At 67.6% G+C, this 17,078-nt stretch carries 18 protein-coding genes; 8 read left to right on the top strand and 10 right to left on the bottom strand.

Features of this window, described 5'->3' with window-relative positions:
- Positions 1–10: 10 nt before the first annotated feature.
- On the bottom strand, positions 11–685 hold the full coding sequence (locus A5697_RS08630; RefSeq protein ID WP_068009702.1) for an IF2 family translation initiation factor: 675 nt from the start codon (positions 683–685) through the stop codon (positions 11–13).
- A gap of 26 nt (positions 686–711) precedes the next feature.
- Positions 712–1,269: a CsbD family protein gene (locus A5697_RS08625; RefSeq protein ID WP_068009700.1), complete on the bottom strand. Its 558-nt coding sequence runs from the start codon at positions 1,267–1,269 to the stop codon at positions 712–714.
- Between the two features lie 246 nt (positions 1,270–1,515).
- On the opposite strand from A5697_RS08625, the gene A5697_RS08620 reads away from it, so the two are divergent.
- The 3 genes from A5697_RS08620 to A5697_RS08615 all read left to right on the top strand — a co-directional run bounded on the left by A5697_RS08620 (position 1,516) and on the right by A5697_RS08615 (position 2,469).
- Positions 1,516–1,770, top strand: a complete 255-nt coding sequence (locus A5697_RS08620; RefSeq protein WP_068009698.1) for a hypothetical protein — start codon at positions 1,516–1,518, stop codon at positions 1,768–1,770.
- 200 nt (positions 1,771–1,970) lie between these two features.
- Positions 1,971–2,216, top strand: coding sequence for a DUF6480 family protein (locus tag A5697_RS28330; RefSeq protein WP_082953300.1), 246 nt, complete (start codon positions 1,971–1,973; stop codon positions 2,214–2,216).
- Position 2,217: 1 nt separating this feature from the next.
- Positions 2,218–2,469 carry a hypothetical protein gene (locus A5697_RS08615; RefSeq protein WP_068009695.1) on the top strand — a complete coding sequence of 84 codons (252 nt, stop codon included), beginning with the start codon at positions 2,218–2,220 and terminating at the stop codon, positions 2,467–2,469.
- A 40-nt stretch (positions 2,470–2,509) separates the two neighbouring features.
- Here the strand turns inward: A5697_RS08615 and A5697_RS08610 are convergent, their stop codons facing one another.
- The 4 genes from A5697_RS08610 to A5697_RS08595 form a co-directional block, all read right to left on the bottom strand.
- Positions 2,510–3,313 (bottom strand): MOSC domain-containing protein, encoded by an 804-nt coding sequence (locus tag A5697_RS08610; protein ID WP_369806095.1) that lies wholly within the window; start codon positions 3,311–3,313, stop codon positions 2,510–2,512.
- A 131-nt stretch (positions 3,314–3,444) separates the two neighbouring features.
- A complete protein-coding gene (locus A5697_RS08605) occupies positions 3,445–3,915 on the bottom strand; it encodes a DUF732 domain-containing protein (RefSeq protein ID WP_231972009.1) in 471 nt (156 codons plus the stop codon).
- A gap of 40 nt (positions 3,916–3,955) precedes the next feature.
- Positions 3,956–4,723: a C39 family peptidase gene (locus tag A5697_RS08600; RefSeq protein ID WP_067950858.1), complete on the bottom strand. Its 768-nt coding sequence runs from the start codon at positions 4,721–4,723 to the stop codon at positions 3,956–3,958.
- Between the two features lie 250 nt (positions 4,724–4,973).
- Entirely contained in the window at positions 4,974–6,314 is a 1,341-nt protein-coding gene (locus tag A5697_RS08595; RefSeq protein ID WP_068009690.1) for a PPE domain-containing protein, read from the bottom strand.
- A gap of 382 nt (positions 6,315–6,696) precedes the next feature.
- Between A5697_RS08595 and A5697_RS08590 the strand changes: the two genes are divergently transcribed.
- Both A5697_RS08590 and A5697_RS08585 read left to right on the top strand, forming a co-directional pair.
- Positions 6,697–7,875 carry a glycosyltransferase gene (locus A5697_RS08590; protein WP_068009689.1) on the top strand — a complete coding sequence of 393 codons (1,179 nt, stop codon included), beginning with the start codon at positions 6,697–6,699 and terminating at the stop codon, positions 7,873–7,875.
- Between the two features lie 56 nt (positions 7,876–7,931).
- Complete coding sequence (locus tag A5697_RS08585) at positions 7,932–8,975, top strand: bifunctional 2-polyprenyl-6-hydroxyphenol methylase/3-demethylubiquinol 3-O-methyltransferase UbiG (protein WP_068009686.1); 1,044 nt, start codon at positions 7,932–7,934, stop codon at positions 8,973–8,975.
- 15 nt (positions 8,976–8,990) lie between these two features.
- Here A5697_RS08585 and A5697_RS08580 read toward each other — a convergent pair whose 3' ends face one another.
- Both A5697_RS08580 and A5697_RS08575 read right to left on the bottom strand, forming a co-directional pair.
- Complete coding sequence (locus tag A5697_RS08580) at positions 8,991–10,496, bottom strand: FAD-dependent oxidoreductase (protein ID WP_197500960.1); 1,506 nt, start codon at positions 10,494–10,496, stop codon at positions 8,991–8,993.
- A gap of 59 nt (positions 10,497–10,555) precedes the next feature.
- Positions 10,556–11,374, bottom strand: coding sequence for a hypothetical protein (locus tag A5697_RS08575; protein ID WP_068009682.1), 819 nt, complete (start codon positions 11,372–11,374; stop codon positions 10,556–10,558).
- Between the two features lie 217 nt (positions 11,375–11,591).
- Here A5697_RS08575 and A5697_RS08570 point away from each other — a divergent pair, with 217 nt between their 5' ends.
- The 3 genes from A5697_RS08570 to katG all read left to right on the top strand — a co-directional run bounded on the left by A5697_RS08570 (position 11,592) and on the right by katG (position 15,574).
- Positions 11,592–12,770: an Ig-like domain-containing protein gene (locus tag A5697_RS08570; RefSeq protein ID WP_369806094.1), complete on the top strand. Its 1,179-nt coding sequence runs from the start codon at positions 11,592–11,594 to the stop codon at positions 12,768–12,770.
- A 94-nt stretch (positions 12,771–12,864) separates the two neighbouring features.
- Positions 12,865–13,305: a Fur family transcriptional regulator gene (locus A5697_RS08565; RefSeq protein ID WP_067950843.1), complete on the top strand. Its 441-nt coding sequence runs from the start codon at positions 12,865–12,867 to the stop codon at positions 13,303–13,305.
- Between the two features lie 25 nt (positions 13,306–13,330).
- Positions 13,331–15,574, top strand: a complete 2,244-nt coding sequence (gene katG / locus A5697_RS08560) for a catalase/peroxidase HPI (protein WP_369806093.1) — start codon at positions 13,331–13,333, stop codon at positions 15,572–15,574.
- A 59-nt stretch (positions 15,575–15,633) separates the two neighbouring features.
- Here the strand turns inward: katG and A5697_RS08555 are convergent, their stop codons facing one another.
- Positions 15,634–16,440 (bottom strand): DUF1906 domain-containing protein, encoded by an 807-nt coding sequence (locus A5697_RS08555; RefSeq protein WP_068009678.1) that lies wholly within the window; start codon positions 16,438–16,440, stop codon positions 15,634–15,636.
- Positions 16,441–16,461: 21 nt separating this feature from the next.
- Positions 16,462–17,078: GMC oxidoreductase (locus A5697_RS08550; RefSeq protein WP_231972008.1), on the bottom strand; the 617-nt coding region annotated here is incomplete at its 5' end.

Below are 17,078 nucleotides of genomic sequence, written 5' to 3'. Positions count from 1 at the left end.
TGCGCGCGCGTCAGTCGTTAGCGCGTTCCTCCTGCCGCAGCCGCTTCTCGGCGGCCGCCAGTTCCGCGACCCGGTCCGCCTCGGAGCGCTTGTCGGCGGCGTCGCCCAACTTGTCTTCGGCCTCGTCGATTTTCGCCGCCGCGGCCTTGGATGCGGCCTTCTCGGCGGCCTGGGTTCTGGTCTCCACCTGGCGTTTGGCCGACTCGACCGTGCGCTTCTGCCTGTCCGCCGCCTCGTCGGCGCGCCGCTTCGCCGCGGCACTCTGCCGCTGGGCCGATTGTGCGGCTTCCTGTTTGCGTTGCTCGGCGGCGTTGCGGGCCTGCGTGATCTCCTGCTGCGTGGCGGCCTGCGCTTCCTGCCGGTCCTCGATCGCCTCGTCGCGGGCGCCCTTCAGCTTCGCGTCGGCCTGTTCCTTGCGGGCCGCGGCCTTCGCGTCCAGCTGCGCCGCGCGGCCCAGCGCGTCACTGCGCTCGACGAGCGCCGTCCCACGCTCGACCAGCTTCGGGTCATCGAGCACATTGCCGACCGTGGTGTCCAGCATGCCGAGCGAACGCTCGAACAGCAGGCGAGCGGGCGCTTCGGTCGGGATTCGGGTGACAACCCGGTCCTCGATGACCTGCAACGGGAAACGGGCCAGCTGGTAGTGGAACCGCAAAACCGCGAACGGGACTTCGGATATCCTCATCAACTTCTCCTGTGTGTGGCCCGCCGTCAGGGCAGGTCGGCTTCGTCGGTCACGTTCTGGGCCTGGCGTCGCAGGCGGTCGGCCTCCGACTCTTCGTTGCGCGCCACCTGGACCGACGTCTGGTGCTCGGCGACGGCGTCGATGATGTCCTCCGACGCTTCACGGATCTCGGCGCGCTCCTCGGCCTTCGCTCGCTGCGCTTCGCGCTGCGCGTCGAGTTCGGCCTGAGTCTTCTCGGCGGTCGCCCGCTGCCGTGCAGCCTGCTCGGCGGCCCGCTTCTGAGCCGCCTCCTGGGCTTCGATCGATTCCTCGGCGGCGACGGCTTGCGCGTTTGCCGCGACGCGTTCTTGGGCGCCCTCAACCTTGGCCTCGGCCGCGGCGTCCTGCGCCTGATTGGCCTGCGCCTCGGCCACGGCCTCCATCGCGTTCGCTTCCTTGCGCTCGTGCGCCTGGGTCTGCTCGAGCTGCCCCTCGGCGGTCAGCGACTCGTTGCCGGTAACCGCCCCGACGACCTCTTTGGCTTTGCCTTTGACCGAATCGATCAGGCCCCTGCGCGCTTCGTCGGCTTTGTTCTGCTCGCTCATCGAAAATCTCCTTGCGGCGTTTAGCCAAGAATTGCGTTCGTTCGTATCAGGGCAGTGATTCCACCGATGACGCCGATCAAACACGCATGTGACCTGCGTCACCCGCGCGTGGGGGCCGGATCATCCTCCCGGGTGCGAATGAACGTGCCAGCGCTGCAACGGAATTCGTGCGCAGGGTGGTGGTCGCCGGGGAGCGAATGTGATCGAGATACGGGCGCGGTCGCCTGATCGGCTACCGTCGACCGTATGTCCAAAGCCTCCGGTAACGACCTCATCGACGACGTCTCGCCTGGCGACGTCATCGCCGTCGATCGTGGCTCGGGTGAACAGCCCTACAAGGTGGTGTTCAAAGACTCCACCGACGCCGGTTACACCCTCACCTTCCAGGACGACGACGGGGAGACCTTTCAGCTGGACCTGCCCGCCGGCACGATGGTGACCAGGTCGCTGGAGGCGAAGTGGGAATCCGCACAAAGCCCCACTCCGCACTCGGAATCCTAGGTACCTGGCCTCCGGCCGCCTGAATGCTTCTCATACACAACGTGATCGCAGGGCGGGCGCCGCTGATCGGCCAGTAATCGCAGCATCCCGTTTGGGCGCGTTCTGGGCGGGAATGCAACGCGGTGCGCGGGTGGCGATGCGACCCGGTATGAAACCCGGTGCGAGCGACACCGTAAGCCCAGGAAGGACAGGCGTCAGCGATGACAGCACAACCTCCTAATCCCGACCCGGTGCAAACGCCCGGCCTAGAGGCGGGTGGCGGCGTGCCACCGGGGTCCACTCCCCCTGCGGCGCCGCAAACGTCGGGCGTCGGTGAGCACCAGCCGCCGGCGACCGGGCGATTCACCCCCAGTTCCCTACTCACGGTGATCGCCGTTTGTGTCTTCGCCGTGGTCTTCCTCGCGGTAGCGGTATTGCTTGTCATGAAAATGGTTGGGGCGACTTGAGATGAACGTCAACGCTGACGATGTCCGGCGGCTGCTGGCCGCCGAGGATGAACACGCGGCGCTGGTCGCGATCGAGGGCCGCATCGACGTCGCCTCGCCGGCGGAGTTGGATGCACCGGATTACCGTGGCGCCCTGCAGATCGCGACGCGCCAGGAGGTGCTGGAGCGGGCCGGAGGCACGCAGCTCTCGGAACGCGAGCTGGCCGAGCAGGCCGAGGAGCTCGACACTGCGCTGCGCAATCTGGGCGCCTGACATGGCGCATGACAAGACCGCTGCGCACCGATTGAACCGCCTACCCGCCGATGGTGACCTGGTCACCGACGCGGATGACCCCTTGCGTCACCACGGCGAGATAGGCGCCAGCGCACGGTTGGGCGCCGTGACCCCCTGTGTCCCAACGGTTTTCGGCCGCAGGTGTGCGGAGCGCCTGCGGAGCGCGTGGCAGTGGACCGTGCTCGAGCGTGGGTACGACACACCGTGATGTGGCAGTCAGGACCCGTAGCCGTGCGTCGCCGACGGCGATCTCCCCGCCGACCCAGTCGTTTTCGGCGTAGGGCGGGTAACCCGGCGGCGTTGTGATCACCAGGTTGGGCCGGTACCGCAGCGCCTCGACGCCGATGTGCTCGAGCGTGGCGGTGGTGATCGCGTGCAGTGGGGCTTCGTCGGTGAAGGCATCGCCCGGAGTCGCCTGGGCGATCTCCAGGATGCGGCCGCCGACCTCGGCGTCCAAGCCCAGCTCGAGCAACTTCTCCGGGTCCGGACGCACCAGCGTGGCGCCCTCGGGGCGCTGCGCGATCAGCCGGACCGGCCGTCCCATCAGGGCGGAAAGCAGGTCGTCGATGCCGGGGTCGTCGGCACTCACGCTGGTGCCGTCGGGCAGTCCGATGCTTACCCGACCGGCGTTCGCATTCGCAGTGCACTTCAACAGGCCGCGCCACAACCGGGCGTTCTTGGCGCTGGCCACATGCCCGGTGGCGGCGTCGAGCAACGCCAGCCGCCGGTCGCCTTCGGCGCCATGCTCGTCGACGTACAGGTCGGGCACGGCTTCGCCGAGCATCGACTTCACTGGGTAGCGGAGCAGGCTGTGCACCTGCATGTCCACCGCCGCGAAACCTGAAAAGGCCGTCGAACCCTCCACTGCCCATCCCCACTCGGCGAGACCGCACCAACTGTCTCGCTCAGCGTATGCGGGCGGGGCGCGAAACCGAGTGGTGGGTCAGGGAGCGATCAGCCCGGGCAGTAGGTCGACTCCGCCGCGCTGACCCAGCCGGTCATGTCCGCGAACGAGAAGCCCTTCGAGCTCATGCTCGAATGCAAGTCGGCGGCAATCGCATCCGGTGTTTTGCCGGCCATCCGGTCGGCGCAGACCGCGTGCCCCATTGCGATCATGTCGGAGTCACTCCCCGACGGCCAGGTGAATCCCAAGTTGTGCAGTTTCGCGATGTATGCGTCGTCCGTGCTGTCGGCCGAGGCAATCGCCGTGGTTGCGGTGAGGGCAGCGCCAACCATGACGGGAATTGTCAGTTTGGCCAGCCAACGCGGTGCAAGCATTTCGTGCCCTTCTTTTGTTGTCGGTGTCGAGGTGGGGTCAGTATATGAGCGGGCGATGCGGCGAATATTAAAACTAAGAAAATTGCTGTTGTCGTGGTAATCGGCGGCCGGGACCATTTCCGTGACCTCGGCGTGAGTGTTGATCACACCCCGGAGGGCCGGTCCGTCTGCCCGGGAAAGCCGGCACTCAGCCAGGAGTCGCGGTGACGACAATCGATTCCTGTCCGGTTTGCCAGCCGGTCACGAACGTCGGAATGGTGACCTGTTCGTCGGGGTGATCGACCCCAGGGTCGTTGAGGTGGACGATCTCCCTGTTGGTGTCGATCCCGGTGACGACCAGAAAGTGATCGGCCTTGGTCCGCTGGTCGCTGGTGTTCCAGATGACGGCGGAGTTGACCCAGGCGATCACCTTGCGATTATCGGCGAGGTACCGCTCGAGCGCGGGTAGACCGGTCTGATCCGGATGCGCCGCGTAGGTTACCTCCGACTTGATGCCGTAGTGGTCGAGTAGCACTACCGCATCGGCCATTTCGATGCCGCCGTCACCGCTGGCGTGGCTCGGGTCGTCGCGCGGTGCGTAGATGGGCCCGGGATTGGTCTGTGAGGGCGTCGACTCCGCCAGCTTGATCATCTGCTGCTCCGTAGGTGCGTGGCCGGTGATCTCGCCGACCACGTCGGCCACGGACATCAGCCCGCAGTTGTCCTCCAGCGACTGTGGCTGCCAGTACTTTGCGGCCGTAGCGGGATCGCCGTAGACGCCGCCTTCGATCGACGGATGCGCGCCGGCCGCCGGCGTCGGCGTGGGATTGCTGGGGGCGCTGCTGACGATGGCCGACGGCGCGTTCGCTTGCGGTGTAGAGGGCGGCGCCGGGCGACACGATGAAAGCAGGCACACGCCGACGCACGCCGCCACCAGCGCGGTGCGGCGCGGGGACGCTGTCGTGGAAGTGAACATGGGCGCTCGCGAAGTTCGATCGGAAAAGCTTGGCGCGTGCAAACGGTAACACTTCGGCTTGCCGTGATAGGCGAAGAATGGCGCGCCGCTTACCTGCTCATCAATTCATAGTTCGGTTCGATATCAATCGCGAAATGTCGCCGCGACATACAAATATCGTACGAAACAATTGCCCGCGACATCTGTCGATATTGGACATCATTCGGGAAGCAGTGAACGGAACGCGATCAGCTATCCCCGGTTTTTGGAGTCAGTGCGGGAGCAGCCGTTGCTTTTGCTCGTTGAATTCGTCCTCGGTGATGATTCCCGCATCGCGCAGGGATGCCAGCTCGCGCAGCTCGGCGGCGATGCTGGTGATCGGGCCGCCCGCCGGAACCTGCGGCGCCCCCGAACCATCCTGCGTCGCCTTTTGCGTTGTGGCCCTGAGCCGTTCGGCGCGGCCGGCGACACCCGCGCCTGTCGTACCGGCCATAGCGCGCCCCGCCATGCTCGCCGCGGCCATTTCGCCGAACAGGCTTCCGGAGCCGCTGGACGAGGCCTGCGCGGCCGCGCCGACAGTGGTGGCGGGCAGGGCCAGGGCGGCGGGGCGTACCGCGGGGGCGGCCGCCGCCCAGCCCGGCGGAACCGACAAACCGCCGACCGTATTCGCCTGGCCCAGGCTCGCGGTCGCGGCCGAACCGCCCGCCAGGTTGGTGATCACCGGGAAGGGGGTGGGGGGCACGGGCGCCGACCCGGGCCAGGACTGCACCCCTGCCCAGCCGCTGACGATGTCATCGGTGTGGAAACCGGTCAGTGCGCCGGACACGTCGTAGGGAAGCGCGACGATCGCGGCGGCGAGCCCCGCCGTTCCGATTTCCGGGTCGACGAAGACCGCGCTCAGGTCCGCCGCCAGGCCCAGCAGGTCGCGTCCGCCGAAGCCATAGTCGAGGGGGCTTGCGAGGTTGAGCAACGCGTCGGGCGTCGCGGTGAAGGCCTGCTGGGTCGGCGAGAGGGCACTCTGCACCTTTCCGGCCGAGGTGCCGGCGGCCTGGTTGAGGGCAGCCGCTTGCCGCACCGACCCGCCCGAATTGCTGCTCTCTTGCGGCGAGGCGAACGGTGTCAGCCGCGCCGCCGCCGCCGACGACGCCGCGTAGCCGTACATGGCCCCGGCATCCTGAGCCCACATCTCCGCGTACTGCGCCTCGGTGGTCGCGATCGCCGGCGTGTTCTGCCCCAAGATGTTGGTCGCGATCAGGGACGTCAGCAGGCTGCGGTTGGCCGCGATGACGGGCGGCGGCACCGATTCCGCGAACGCCGCCTCGTAGGCGGCGGCCGCGGCTTTGGCCTGGGTGGCGGTCTGTTCAGCCTGCGCGGCGGCGGCCCGTGTCCAGGCCACGTACCGGGCGGCCGCGGCCGACATCGCCGCCGCCGATGGCCCCAGCCAGGGCCCGCCCGTCAACGCCGTGACCTCCACCTGGTACGAGTCCGCCGCCGAATGCAACGCGACGGCCAGCGCGTCCCAGGCCATCGCGGCGGCCAGCATCGGCGCGGCCCCCGGCCCGGTGTACATCCGCCCGGAGTTGATTTCCGGAGGTAGTGCTGCGAAATCCATGAGTCGTCTCCTCCGGACGGTTCAACTGGTGGCCGCAGTGTGAATGGCTCGTTTCTGGCCGTAGTGGGGTTGCCCAACGGACAGCAAACAAATCTTCGATCCTTTAAGTAGTACAGGTACCGCGATGACGGTCGACCGGGCCCTGGCCTCTGGCCGCGGAGCCTTAGCGGCAGGGGCTCGAGCATGGGCGGTGACCAGGAATTCAACGACGTTGGGGTGTCCCAGCGCACCGATAAGTTACCTCCGGATCGCCGCCAAACCGGTCAACCGCACCGGACGCGCCACGCCGAAGGCGGGCGGCGCCGGCGGGGTCCGCGTCCGGCGGCCCCGACTGGCCGGTCTGCTTGGATCAATACCGTCACCGCGAGTTAGGTCGGAGTGGATGAAATTTGTGCTGGCAAGCTACGGCGGGCGGGGCGACATCGAGCCCTGCGCCGCCCTCGGCCGGGAGCTGTCGCGCCGGGGTCACGACGTGCGCCTGGCCGTCCCGCCGGACAAGGTCGGCTTCGTCGAGTCGGCGGAAGTCCCCGCGGTCGCCTACGGGCCGGATACCCAAGGCTCGATGGATGCGGCCTCGGAGTTTCTCGGCCGCTTTCAGTACGGGATCGGCGCGCTGTCTGAAGCCAGCGAGCGTGTTAACCGGATCTGGGCGAAGAAGAGCGCGACGCTGACATCGGTGGCGAAGGGGGCTGACCTGCTCCTGGCGCACATGAACGACCAGGCGCTCGCTGCCAATGTCGCCGAACATCACGGGATTCCGCTCGCCGCGCTGCACGTCTTCCCGGCGCGGATCATGCCGTCGAGCGAGTTGTATTCGGGAATCACGAGGGAGGCCGGAGAAGCCCAACGCCGTGCGCTCGGCCTGCCCGAGGCGGCCGTCCTGGCGACGCGCGACGACGGATTGCTCGAACTTCAGACTTACGACGAGCTGTGCTTGCCCGGGCCGGCCGCCGAATGGGTGGAGCCGGGCGGTCGGCGCCCCTTTGTCGGGTCGCTGACTCTGGAGTTGCCGACGGATGCCGACGATGAGGCCTTGTCCTGGATTGCGGCCGGCACGCCGCCGATCTACTTCGGCTTCGGCAGCACACCCATCGAGTCTCCCGCCGAGACCGTCGCCGTCATCAGTGCCGCCTGCGCGCGATTGGGCGAGCGTGCGCTGATCTGCGCCGGCGCGAACGACTTCGGTGGCGTGCCGCGGTTCGACCACGTCAAGGTGGTGGGCGCGCTGAATTACGCGGCCGTCTTCCCCGCCTGCCGCGCGGTGGTCCACCACGGTGGCTCGGGCACCACGGCGGCAGGCCTGCGCGCCGGAGTTCCCACGCTCATCCTCTGGACGGTATGGGATCAGCCGATGTGGGCGGAGGCCGTCGAACGACTGAAAGTCGGTGCGGGACGGCGCTTTCTGGACAGCACCTTGGACTCGCTGGTCGCCGACCTACGCTCTGTGCTGACTCCGGAATGCGCGGCTCGCGCCCTTGAGGTCGCCGCGCAGATGAGCAAGCCCGCCGAGAGTGTCGCCAAGGCCGCCGACCTCCTGGAAGACGCCGCCCGCTCGGACTGATCGACGCGGTGGTCCGATCGGTGGTGCAAAGCGGCCGGGTCGTGTAGAAGGTTCTGGTGCAAGATCCGCCTTCCGGCTCTGTCGACCCGTCGATGCTTTACGAAGCGATGGTCAGGCGGTTGTATCGCCGGACCTCGGCCGAGGGGCACATCAGGGTGCCTGCCGTCCCGAGCCTGATCGACGAATACGTACAGCTGTGCGGCAACCTGTGCGCCACACTGGGCGTCTGGCACACGCCCGAACAGTCGGCTCAGCTGCGAATCTCGCTCGAGACCGAGCTGGCGAAGGGCTTCAAGGCCTCCCCCCGCTCGGACATCCTCATCTCGTTCAACGCGTACTTCGGAACGAGCATCAACATCCGCGTCAAGGCCGAGTGGCGGACGCTCGACGCCGACTACGACGAGTGGGTGGCCGTGCGCCCGGCGCCGCTGTTCGGCACCGAGCCCGACGCGCGGGTGCTGGCGCTGGCCGCCGAAGCGGCCGACCCGACGACCTACCGCGTGCTGGACGTCGGAGCGGGAACCGGGCGCAACGCCCTGGCCCTGGCACGCCGCGGCCACCCGGTTGACGCGGTGGAGATGGCGGCCAAGCTCGCCGACGTCATGCGCTCCGAGGCGGAGAGCGAGTCGCTGGCCGTGCACGTGATCCAGAGCGATGTCTTCACCGCGATGGAAAGCGTCCACGACGAATACCAGCTGATGGTGCTCTCCGAGGTGGTGCCCGACTTCCGAACGACCCGTGAGTTGCGCGGCGTATTCGAGCTCGCCGCCGAATGCCTTGCTACCGGCGGGCGTCTGGTGTTCAACGCTTTCCTGCCCCGCGAAGGCTACGTCCCCGACGAATCCGTGCTGCAATTCGGTCAGCAGTGCAACACCATGATCTACACGCGCGACCAGCTGGAGACCGCGGCGGCGGGGCTGTCCCTCGAGCTGGTTGCCGACGATTCCGCCTACGAATACGAGAAGGCTCACCTGCCCGAGGGCGCCTGGCCGCCCACGGGCTGGTTCGAGGGATGGGCCAACGGTCTCGATGTGTTCGACGTCGACCGTGAGCACTCGCCGGTCGAGTTACGCTGGCTCGTCTACCAAAAGACGGACTGAGCCCTTCGCGCGGATTCAGGCGGTCAGGTCGCGGGTGGCCGGCCCCTCGAGGAGGGTGCCGTCCGGGGCGAAGCGCGACCCGTGCAGCGGGCATTCCCACGCCTGGTCGGCGTCGTTCCAGTTCACGATTCCCCCGAGGTGCGGGCACACCGGCGATACCCTGTGCTCGGTGCCATTGACCCGGCAGCGCGCCTCCAGGTGCCACGGCGGCCCGCTGACCACGCCGCCCTCGTCGGCCCCCGGGCTGCGCCGTCCGGCCCGCAGCAGCGGGGTGATCCAGCCCTTGGCCAGGTCGAAGCCCACCTCCAGGTTGGCCTGCATGGCGGTTGGCAGGCCGGTCAACTCATGCGGGCTCCAGCTGGCGAACGCCCTCGCCCAGTCCATCCGGCCACCCAGGATGCGGCTCGACAGCGCCAACGCCGCGGCAGCGCCGTTCGTCATTCCCCACTTGTTGAATCCCGTTGCCACAAAGATGGTTTCGGTGCGCGGCAGGATGGGCCCGACATAGGGCAGCTGGTCGATGGGCGTGTAATCCTGCGCCGACCAGAAGTGCGTCTGCTCGGCACCCGGGTAGTGCTTGCGGGCCCACGACGCGAGTTCCTCGAGCGCCTTCGACGGGCTCTTCTTGCGGCCCACGGTGTGGCCGGCCCCGCCCACGATCAGCCGCTCCCCGTCCGCGACGGGCGCGTAGCGCACCGAGCGGGTCGGCGAGTCGGTGGAGATCATCATCGGCCGGGTGACGTTGCCGGGGACCTTGAACGCCATGCAGTAGGACCGGCTGGGCTTTACGCGCGCAAAGTATCCGCCGCGATCCAGGATTGGGATGCCGGTGGCGAGAACCAGTTGGCCGGCTTGGAGTTCGACGTCGCGCTGCGCGGCGTCATTGACGTGGACCCGCACGCGTTCGCCGCGGCTCGACACCCGGCGGACTCGCGTGTGCTCGACCAGCCGTCCGCCGCGGTTGAGCAGCTCGGTGGCCAGCGCGTCCAGGAACGGCATCGGATCGAACTGGGCCTGATCGGGCAGCCGCACCCCGCCGTGATACGGGAACGGCACGCCGGCGTCGTCGTCCCAGACGGCGGGCAGCCCCACCGCCTGGCACGCCTGAAGCTCCAGGCGCGCGGACGGCACTCCCTTGGCGGACTGGGCGTAGGTGTAGGCGTCCTCGCGCTGCACCGGTATGCCATGCGACCCGCAGTAATCGAGCACCCAGTCCTGGCCTTCACGATTCCCGTCGACGTAGGCGCGAGCCAGTTCCCTGCCATGCCGGGGCAGGATCTTCGATAGGTGGCTGCCCTGCAGCAGGCTGATCTTCGCGGTGGTGTTCCCGGTGGCGCAGGCGCCCACTGTGCGCGCTTCGAGCACCAGCACGTCCTTGCCGGCGCGGGCCAGCAGAACCGCGGTCATCAGCCCGGTGATGCCGGCGCCCACGACGATGACATCCGCGGAGCGGGGACCCTCGTCAAGCTTGCTTGCGGCCCAAGGCTGTTCGGGCCGATCGGCCAACCATAAAGACGTCACGCGTGGCCTAGTACCCCGGCTGCACACATGGAAACACCACCGCGCTTCGACGGACCCTGTCAGCCCCGCTTCAACTGCGCTTTCGCCTCTTTGACCGTTTCTGCCGCGGCGCGGCCGGCGTGCTCGGCCCGCTCGTAGTGCGCTTCGGCGCGTTCGAGTTCGCGCTCGGCGACACGCAAAGCCGCAAGCGCCTCCTCGTGGCGCTGCCGGGCCGCGGCCCGCTCCGCCCGGCGCTCGGAGAGTGTGGCCTCGGCGTCGGCCTGCTCGCGCTCAGCGGCTGTCACGGCTGCGGTCAGTGTCTCGAGCCGTCGCTGCGCTGCGGCGTCGCGCACGGGCTGTTTCGCCGGCTGTGGCCGCGCCGGCGCGGACCGCTCCTTCGCCCGCCCTGCCCGGGCGGCCGTCACGGGTGCCGCGGCGCCGAAGTCGCCGAAACCCGACCACTGCTCGGGCCGGGCCAGCCGGCCGAGCCGGTCCCTGACCTCGGGGTCGGCGATGGCCGCTTGCAGCGTGCTGGTGATGTCGTCGCGCACCGCCGAGGATGGGTTGCTGACATCGGCGGCTTGCAGAGCGGTTCGGGTGAGCTCGCCGACGAGCTGGTGCTGCTCGGCGGACAAGTCCCGGATACGCGCGCCGTCCATCGCCGCGTGCGCGGCGCGCAGACGGTCGCCCAGGTCGGTCAGGCGCCGTTTGGTGTCGGCGTGGCGCAGCGCGAGCCGGTTGACGATCCATGCCGCGGTGGTGGGTTTGTTGGCCGCGGAAATCCGCTTGGCGCCGGCGTCGTCGCCCCGGCGCTTGGCCGCCGCGGCCAACTTGGTGCGTTGCGCGGTGAAATCCTTCGGCGGCGCCGAATACAGACTGTCGAGTTCGTCGTCGACCATGCCGCCATGATCCTCGCCCGTGCGCCGGTCGGTTTAAAAACCGCACGTCCGTGGCATCTGATGGACAACATGGCCGCCTGGGCCGCGATTCGACCCGGCACCCAACAGAACGCAAGGATCCGATAGCTCAATGATGTCCAAGACCAGTGACCGGTCCGTTCGCCGGATCCCCAGGAGCGGCGGGCCGCGGCGATTACTGCTCGTGGTCGCCGCAGTTATGGGCGTGGTCCTGGTTGCGGCATCCCTAGCTGGCTGCGGTCACCGCAACTCATCGTCGAAATCCGCTGGACCGGCACAGGTCACGATCACGCCGGGCCCCGATGCGCGCGACGTGGACCCGCTCGCACAGGTGATGGTCAAGGCGGACGCCGGGACGCTGACCGAGGTCCGCATGGTCAACGAGAGCGGCAAGTCCGTGCAGGGCGTGATGACACCGGATAGCACCGTATGGAAGCCCACCGTCCCCCTGGGCTATGGCCGCACCTACACCCTGACGGTCACCAGCCGGGGCCCCAATGGCGTTGCCTCGACGCAAGTTTCGTCCTTTTCGACGCTGAAGCCGTCTAACCAGACCAAGGTTTCGTTCACCACCACGTCGGAGGCCGCCCTCAAAGACGGCGGGACATATGGCGTCGGGATGGTGATCGTCGCCCACTTCGACGAGCAGATCGCCGACCGTGCCGAAGCGGAGCGGCACCTCGCGGTGACCACCGACCCCAAGGTGGAGGGGTCGTGGTACTGGGTCGACGACCAGAACGCCCACTGGCGCCCGGAGCACTACTACGCGCGGGGCACGACCGTCACGGCCGAGGCCAAGATTTATGGAATCGCTTTGGGTAACGGCCTATTCGGGCAAGACGACACCAAGGTGTCGTTCCGGATCGGCGACGCCCACGTCTCCATCGCCGACGACGCGACCCATCAGGTCAGCGTCTTCAACAACGGCGCCCTGGTCCGCACGATGCCCACCTCGATGGGGATGGGCGGGACCGAAAACGTCGGCGGCAAGAGCATCTCGCTGTGGACTCCCCCGGGCGTCTACACCGTGCTCGACAAGGGCAACCCCGTCGTGATGGACTCCTCCACGTTCGGGCTGCCCAAGAACTCCCGCCTGGGCTACCGCGAAACCATCAACTGGGCCACCAAGATCAGCACCGACGGCATCTATCTGCATGAGCTCGATGCCACGGTCTGGGCCCAGGGCCATCGGGACACCTCGCACGGATGCCTGAACCTCAACGCCGACAATGCGAAATGGTTCTACGACTTCTCCGTGCCGGGTGATGTGGTCGAGGTCCGCAACAGCGGCGGCCCCCCGTTGACACTGGCGCAGAACGGCGACTGGACGATCAGTTGGGACGACTGGCGCAAAGGCAGCGCGCTAAAGCCAACCTAGAATCGCGTGATGTAGCTCATTCGTCACCGTGAGTTGTGCGCTACTTCACAGTAAACTCTTGACTCGTTCCAGATAAGTGCGTCATATTGGTGCGGTGTCATCGACGGCCGATTACGCGGAGCGACTGCGGATGGCCGATCTCCGGGTGACCCGGCCGAGGATCGCCGTGCTGGAGGCGGTGGACGCTCACCCGCATTCGGACACCGAGACCATCTTCTCCGCGGTGCGCGTGGGGCTGCCCGATGTCTCCCGCCAGGCCGTGTACGACGTCCTCAACGCGCTGAGCACGGTGGGTCTGGTGCGCCGCATCCAGCCGTCCGGGTCGGTCGCCCGCTACGAGTCGCGAGTCGGCGACAACCACCACCACGTCGTGTGTCGGTCCTGTGGCGTCATCGCCGACATCGACTGTGCGGTCGGTGAGGCGCCCTGCCTCACACCGTCTGACGACAACGACGTTCTGGACGGCTTCGTCCTGGACGAGGCCGAGGTCATCTATTGGGGCGTGTGCCCCGACTGTTCGACTGCAGGTCCCTAGATCGCAGCCCAATCACCAAGGAAGGATTGCTGTGTCAGATATATCCGAAAGCCGGCCGCCGCACGACGACTCCAAGACGGCCAGCAGGAGCGAGAGCGAAAACCCCGCGATCTCCTCGCCCGAACCGAAGGCGCGCGGGCCGCTGACCAACCGCGACTGGTGGCCGGATCAGGTCGACCCGTCGATGCTGCAGCCCCACAACCCGAAATCGACCCCCTACGGCGAGGACTGGAACTACGCCGAGGAGTTCGCCAAGCTCGATGTCGAGGCGCTGAAGCGAGACGTCATCTCGGTGATGACCACCTCGCAGGACTGGTGGCCCGCCGACTACGGCCACTATGGCGGCCTTTTCATCCGGATGAGCTGGCACGCGGCCGGCACGTACCGCATCTTCGACGGCAGGGGCGGCGGCGGCCAGGGCATGCAGCGGTTCGCCCCGCTCAACAGCTGGCCGGACAACGTGAGCCTGGACAAGGCGCGTCGGCTGCTGTGGCCGGTGAAGAAGAAGTACGGCAACAAGATCTCCTGGGCGGACCTGATCATCTTCGCGGGTAACTGCGCCCTGGAATCGATGGGATTCAAGACCTTCGGCTTCGCGTTCGGTCGCGAAGACGTCTTCGAGCCGGAAGAAATCCTCTGGGGCGAGGAGGACACCTGGCTGGGCACCGACAAGCGGTATTCCGGCGAGCGCGACCTCGCCCAGCCCTACGGGGCGACGACGATGGGTCTGATCTACGTCAATCCCGAAGGGCCCGAAGGCAAGCCGGATCCCATCGCCGCGGCGATCGACATCCGCGAGACGTTCGGCCGCATGGCGATGAACGACGAGGAGACGGCCGCGCTCATCGTCGGCGGGCACAGCTTCGGCAAGACCCACGGCGCCGGCAGCGGCGATCTGGTCGGACCCGAGCCCGAGGCCGCCCCGATCGAACAGCAAGGGCTGGGCTGGAAGAGCTCGTATGGCACTGGCGTTGGCAAGGACGCCATCACCAGTGGCCTGGAGGTGGTCTGGACGCCGACCCCGACCCAGTGGGACAACACCTTCCTGGAGACGCTGTACGGCTACGAGTGGGAGCTCACCAAGAGCCCCGGCGATGCCTGGCAGTTCGTCGCCAAGGACGGCGCCGGCGCCGGGACCATCCCCGATCCGTTCGGCGGCCCGGGCCGGGCGCCGACGATGCTGGTCACCGACATCTCGATGCGCGAGTCCCCGATTTATCGCGACATCACGCGGCGCTGGCTGGACCACCCCGAGGAGCTGACCGAGGCGTTCGCCAAGGCCTGGTACAAGCTGCTGCACCGCGACATGGGACCGATCAGCCGCTACCTCGGCCCGTGGATTCCCGAGCCGCAGCTCTGGCAGGACCCGGTTCCGGCCGTCGACCACGAGCTGGTCGACGAGAAGGACGTCGCTGAGCTGAAGAGCAAGGTCCTCGGGGCGGGCCTGTCCGTTCCCCAGCTGGTCAAGACCGCCTGGTCGGCGGCCGGGAGCTACCGCAACACCGACAAGCGCGGTGGCGCCAACGGGGCGCGGTTGCGCCTGGAGCCGCAACGGAACTGGGAGTGCAACGAGCCCTCCGAGCTGGACAAGGTGTTGCCCGTGCTGGAGAAGATCCAGCAGGACTTCAACGGCTCGGCATCGGGCGGCAAGAAGATCTCGCTGGCCGATCTGATCGTGCTGGCGGGATCCGCGGCGGTCGAGAAGGCGGCGAAGGACGCCGGCTACGAGATCTCGGTGCACTTCGCGCCGGGGCGAACCGACGCCTCCCAGGAGAACACGGATGTGGAGTCGTTCGCGGTGCTCGAGCCGCGGGCCGACGGCTTCCGCAACTACGTCCGTGCGGGAGAGAAGGCTCCCCTGGAGCACCTGCTGATGGAGCGGGCGTACCTACTCGGTGTGACTGCCCCGGAGACGACGGTGCTCATCGGCGGCCTGCGTGCGCTCGGCGCCAATCACGGCGGCACCAAGCACGGGGTGTTCACCGACCGGCCCGGAGCGTTGACCAACGACTTCTTCGTCAACCTGCTCGACATGGGTACCGAGTGGAAGCCGTCGGAGACCGCGGAGAACGTCTACGAGGGCCGCGACCGCGCCTCGGGCGCGATCAAGTGGACCGCGACCGCGAATGACCTTGTGTTCGGGTCGAATTCGGTGCTGCGCGGGCTGGCCGAGGTCTACGCCCAGGACGACAATCAGGGGAAGTTCGTCGAGGACTTCGTCGCGGCGTGGGTAAAGGTCATGAACAACGACCGGTTCGATCTGAAGTAACACCCGGATACCAAGCGGCGCCCCGCGGGCCATGGGCTCGCGGGGCGCCGTGCGTTAGGTCAGCGCGCGAAGTCCCACTGGCCGTAGTCGGCGGCCAACACCTCGTCGATGTCCACGTTGATCCCGCCGAGGAGCGGGCTGGGGTTGGCCGGGCTGTTGACCACCGCCTGGTAGAGCACCGCCGCGGGTTCACGAGCGCCGTGCGACCACGACTTGGTCTGCCACGCCCACCGATGCCCGGGCGTGGTCGAGTTCCCGACGACGCCGTCCCGGATCGCCCAGCCGCACGCATTGGCATGCCCATAGATGCCGGTGCGGCCCACGCCCAGTGCGGAGTTGATCCCCCGAAACCATTGCACCGCAATGCTGTTCCAGGTGTTCTCGTCGATGTCGTCGTCGACGCTGAAGAATATCGGGGCCGACGCCGAGCCCCCGGCCGCGGCGTGCAGCCGTTGCGCCGTCTGGGCATCCGCCACCCCGCCGTCGTGGCCGCGGGTGTAGTCCGACGGGTCCGGCCACCCCGGTTTGCCGTACTGGAAATTGCTGACGATCTGCAGGCCCGCCGCGCGCAGCGCGTCGGCGTACTCGCGGGTGATCGGCTTGGCCTCGAAATTCGCGCCCGGCCGCGACTCGGAAACGTAATTCACCACCCCGGCATAGCCCGCGGATTTGATCTCGTCCGGGGAAATCCTGCGCTCGGCGAAGTCGATCAGCCGTATGTCGGCGGCGAATGCCGTTGGCGCGGTGGAGCTGGCGGCCGACGTCACGAAGCTGAGGAAAGCCGGCGCCAGGGCAAGTTTCAGAACGTCGCGTCGCGAAGCCGATCGCCGCCCGCGGCATTCACCTGATGCAGCCGAACCCTGCACCGCGCGATGGTAACAAACAGCTCAAAGCCGGTGCTCGGCCTTGATGAACTGTGCGGCGCGCTCTCCGATCACCACACAGGGAGCCATGGTGTTGCCGCTCGTAATTCGCGGCATGATCGATGCGTCGGCGACGCGCAGGTTCTCGATGCCGTACACCTTCAGGCGTCCGTCAACCACCGACGCGGGGTCACGACCCATCTTCGCCGTCCCCGATTCGTGCCAGTAAGTGGTCACGGCATAACGCAGGTAATCATCGAGTTCGGCGCCCGAGAGGTCACCCGGCATGACTTCGCGTGCGACGAACGGGCGCAGTTCGGCGGAGTTGCCGATTTCGCGCAGCGTCTCGATGCAGGCGATCGCGGCCTTGAGGTCGTCGGGGTTCGACAGCGCGTTCGCCTCGATGCGGATCGGGTCGGCCGCGTTCGGCCCCGACAACCGCAGGCGCCCGCGGCTCGTGGGGTGAGTTGGGGAGCCGAACAGAATCCAACTGTTGGCCGGCAGGCCGTATCTCGCGGCGTTCTCCGGGGTCGCCTTGGGGAAGGGGCCCAAGCAGGCGAAGAGGTCGGGTCCCTGAACATCGGCCGCTCCCGAGTCCCAGAACATCGTCGCCGCAACCTGGGTGCTGCCCTGCACCGAAT

Origin of the sequence: Mycobacterium sp. E3251, from assembly GCF_001666835.1 — a bacterium.
In the GTDB taxonomy this organism is placed as follows: domain Bacteria; phylum Actinomycetota; class Actinomycetes; order Mycobacteriales; family Mycobacteriaceae; genus Mycobacterium.
Note: the sequence above shows the minus strand (reverse complement) of the source record. Positions and strands in the feature narration are given on the sequence as shown.

Coding starts and splice junctions, on each gene's coding strand:
- A5697_RS08630 (WP_068009702.1), bottom strand. CDS start 685: ATGAGGATATCCGAAGTCCCGTTCGCGGTTTTGCGGTTCCACTACCAG.
- A5697_RS08625 (WP_068009700.1), bottom strand. CDS start 1,269: ATGAGCGAGCAGAACAAAGCCGACGAAGCGCGCAGGGGCCTGATCGAT.
- A5697_RS08620 (WP_068009698.1), top strand. CDS start 1,516: ATGTCCAAAGCCTCCGGTAACGACCTCATCGACGACGTCTCGCCTGGC.
- A5697_RS28330 (WP_082953300.1), top strand. CDS start 1,971: ATGACAGCACAACCTCCTAATCCCGACCCGGTGCAAACGCCCGGCCTA.
- A5697_RS08615 (WP_068009695.1), top strand. CDS start 2,218: ATGAACGTCAACGCTGACGATGTCCGGCGGCTGCTGGCCGCCGAGGAT.
- A5697_RS08610 (WP_369806095.1), bottom strand. CDS start 3,313: ATGCAGGTGCACAGCCTGCTCCGCTACCCAGTGAAGTCGATGCTCGGC.
- A5697_RS08600 (WP_067950858.1), bottom strand. CDS start 4,723: ATGTTCACTTCCACGACAGCGTCCCCGCGCCGCACCGCGCTGGTGGCG.
- A5697_RS08595 (WP_068009690.1), bottom strand. CDS start 6,314: ATGGATTTCGCAGCACTACCTCCGGAAATCAACTCCGGGCGGATGTAC.
- A5697_RS08590 (WP_068009689.1), top strand. CDS start 6,697: ATGAAATTTGTGCTGGCAAGCTACGGCGGGCGGGGCGACATCGAGCCC.
- A5697_RS08575 (WP_068009682.1), bottom strand. CDS start 11,374: ATGGTCGACGACGAACTCGACAGTCTGTATTCGGCGCCGCCGAAGGAT.
- A5697_RS08570 (WP_369806094.1), top strand. CDS start 11,592: ATGGGCGTGGTCCTGGTTGCGGCATCCCTAGCTGGCTGCGGTCACCGC.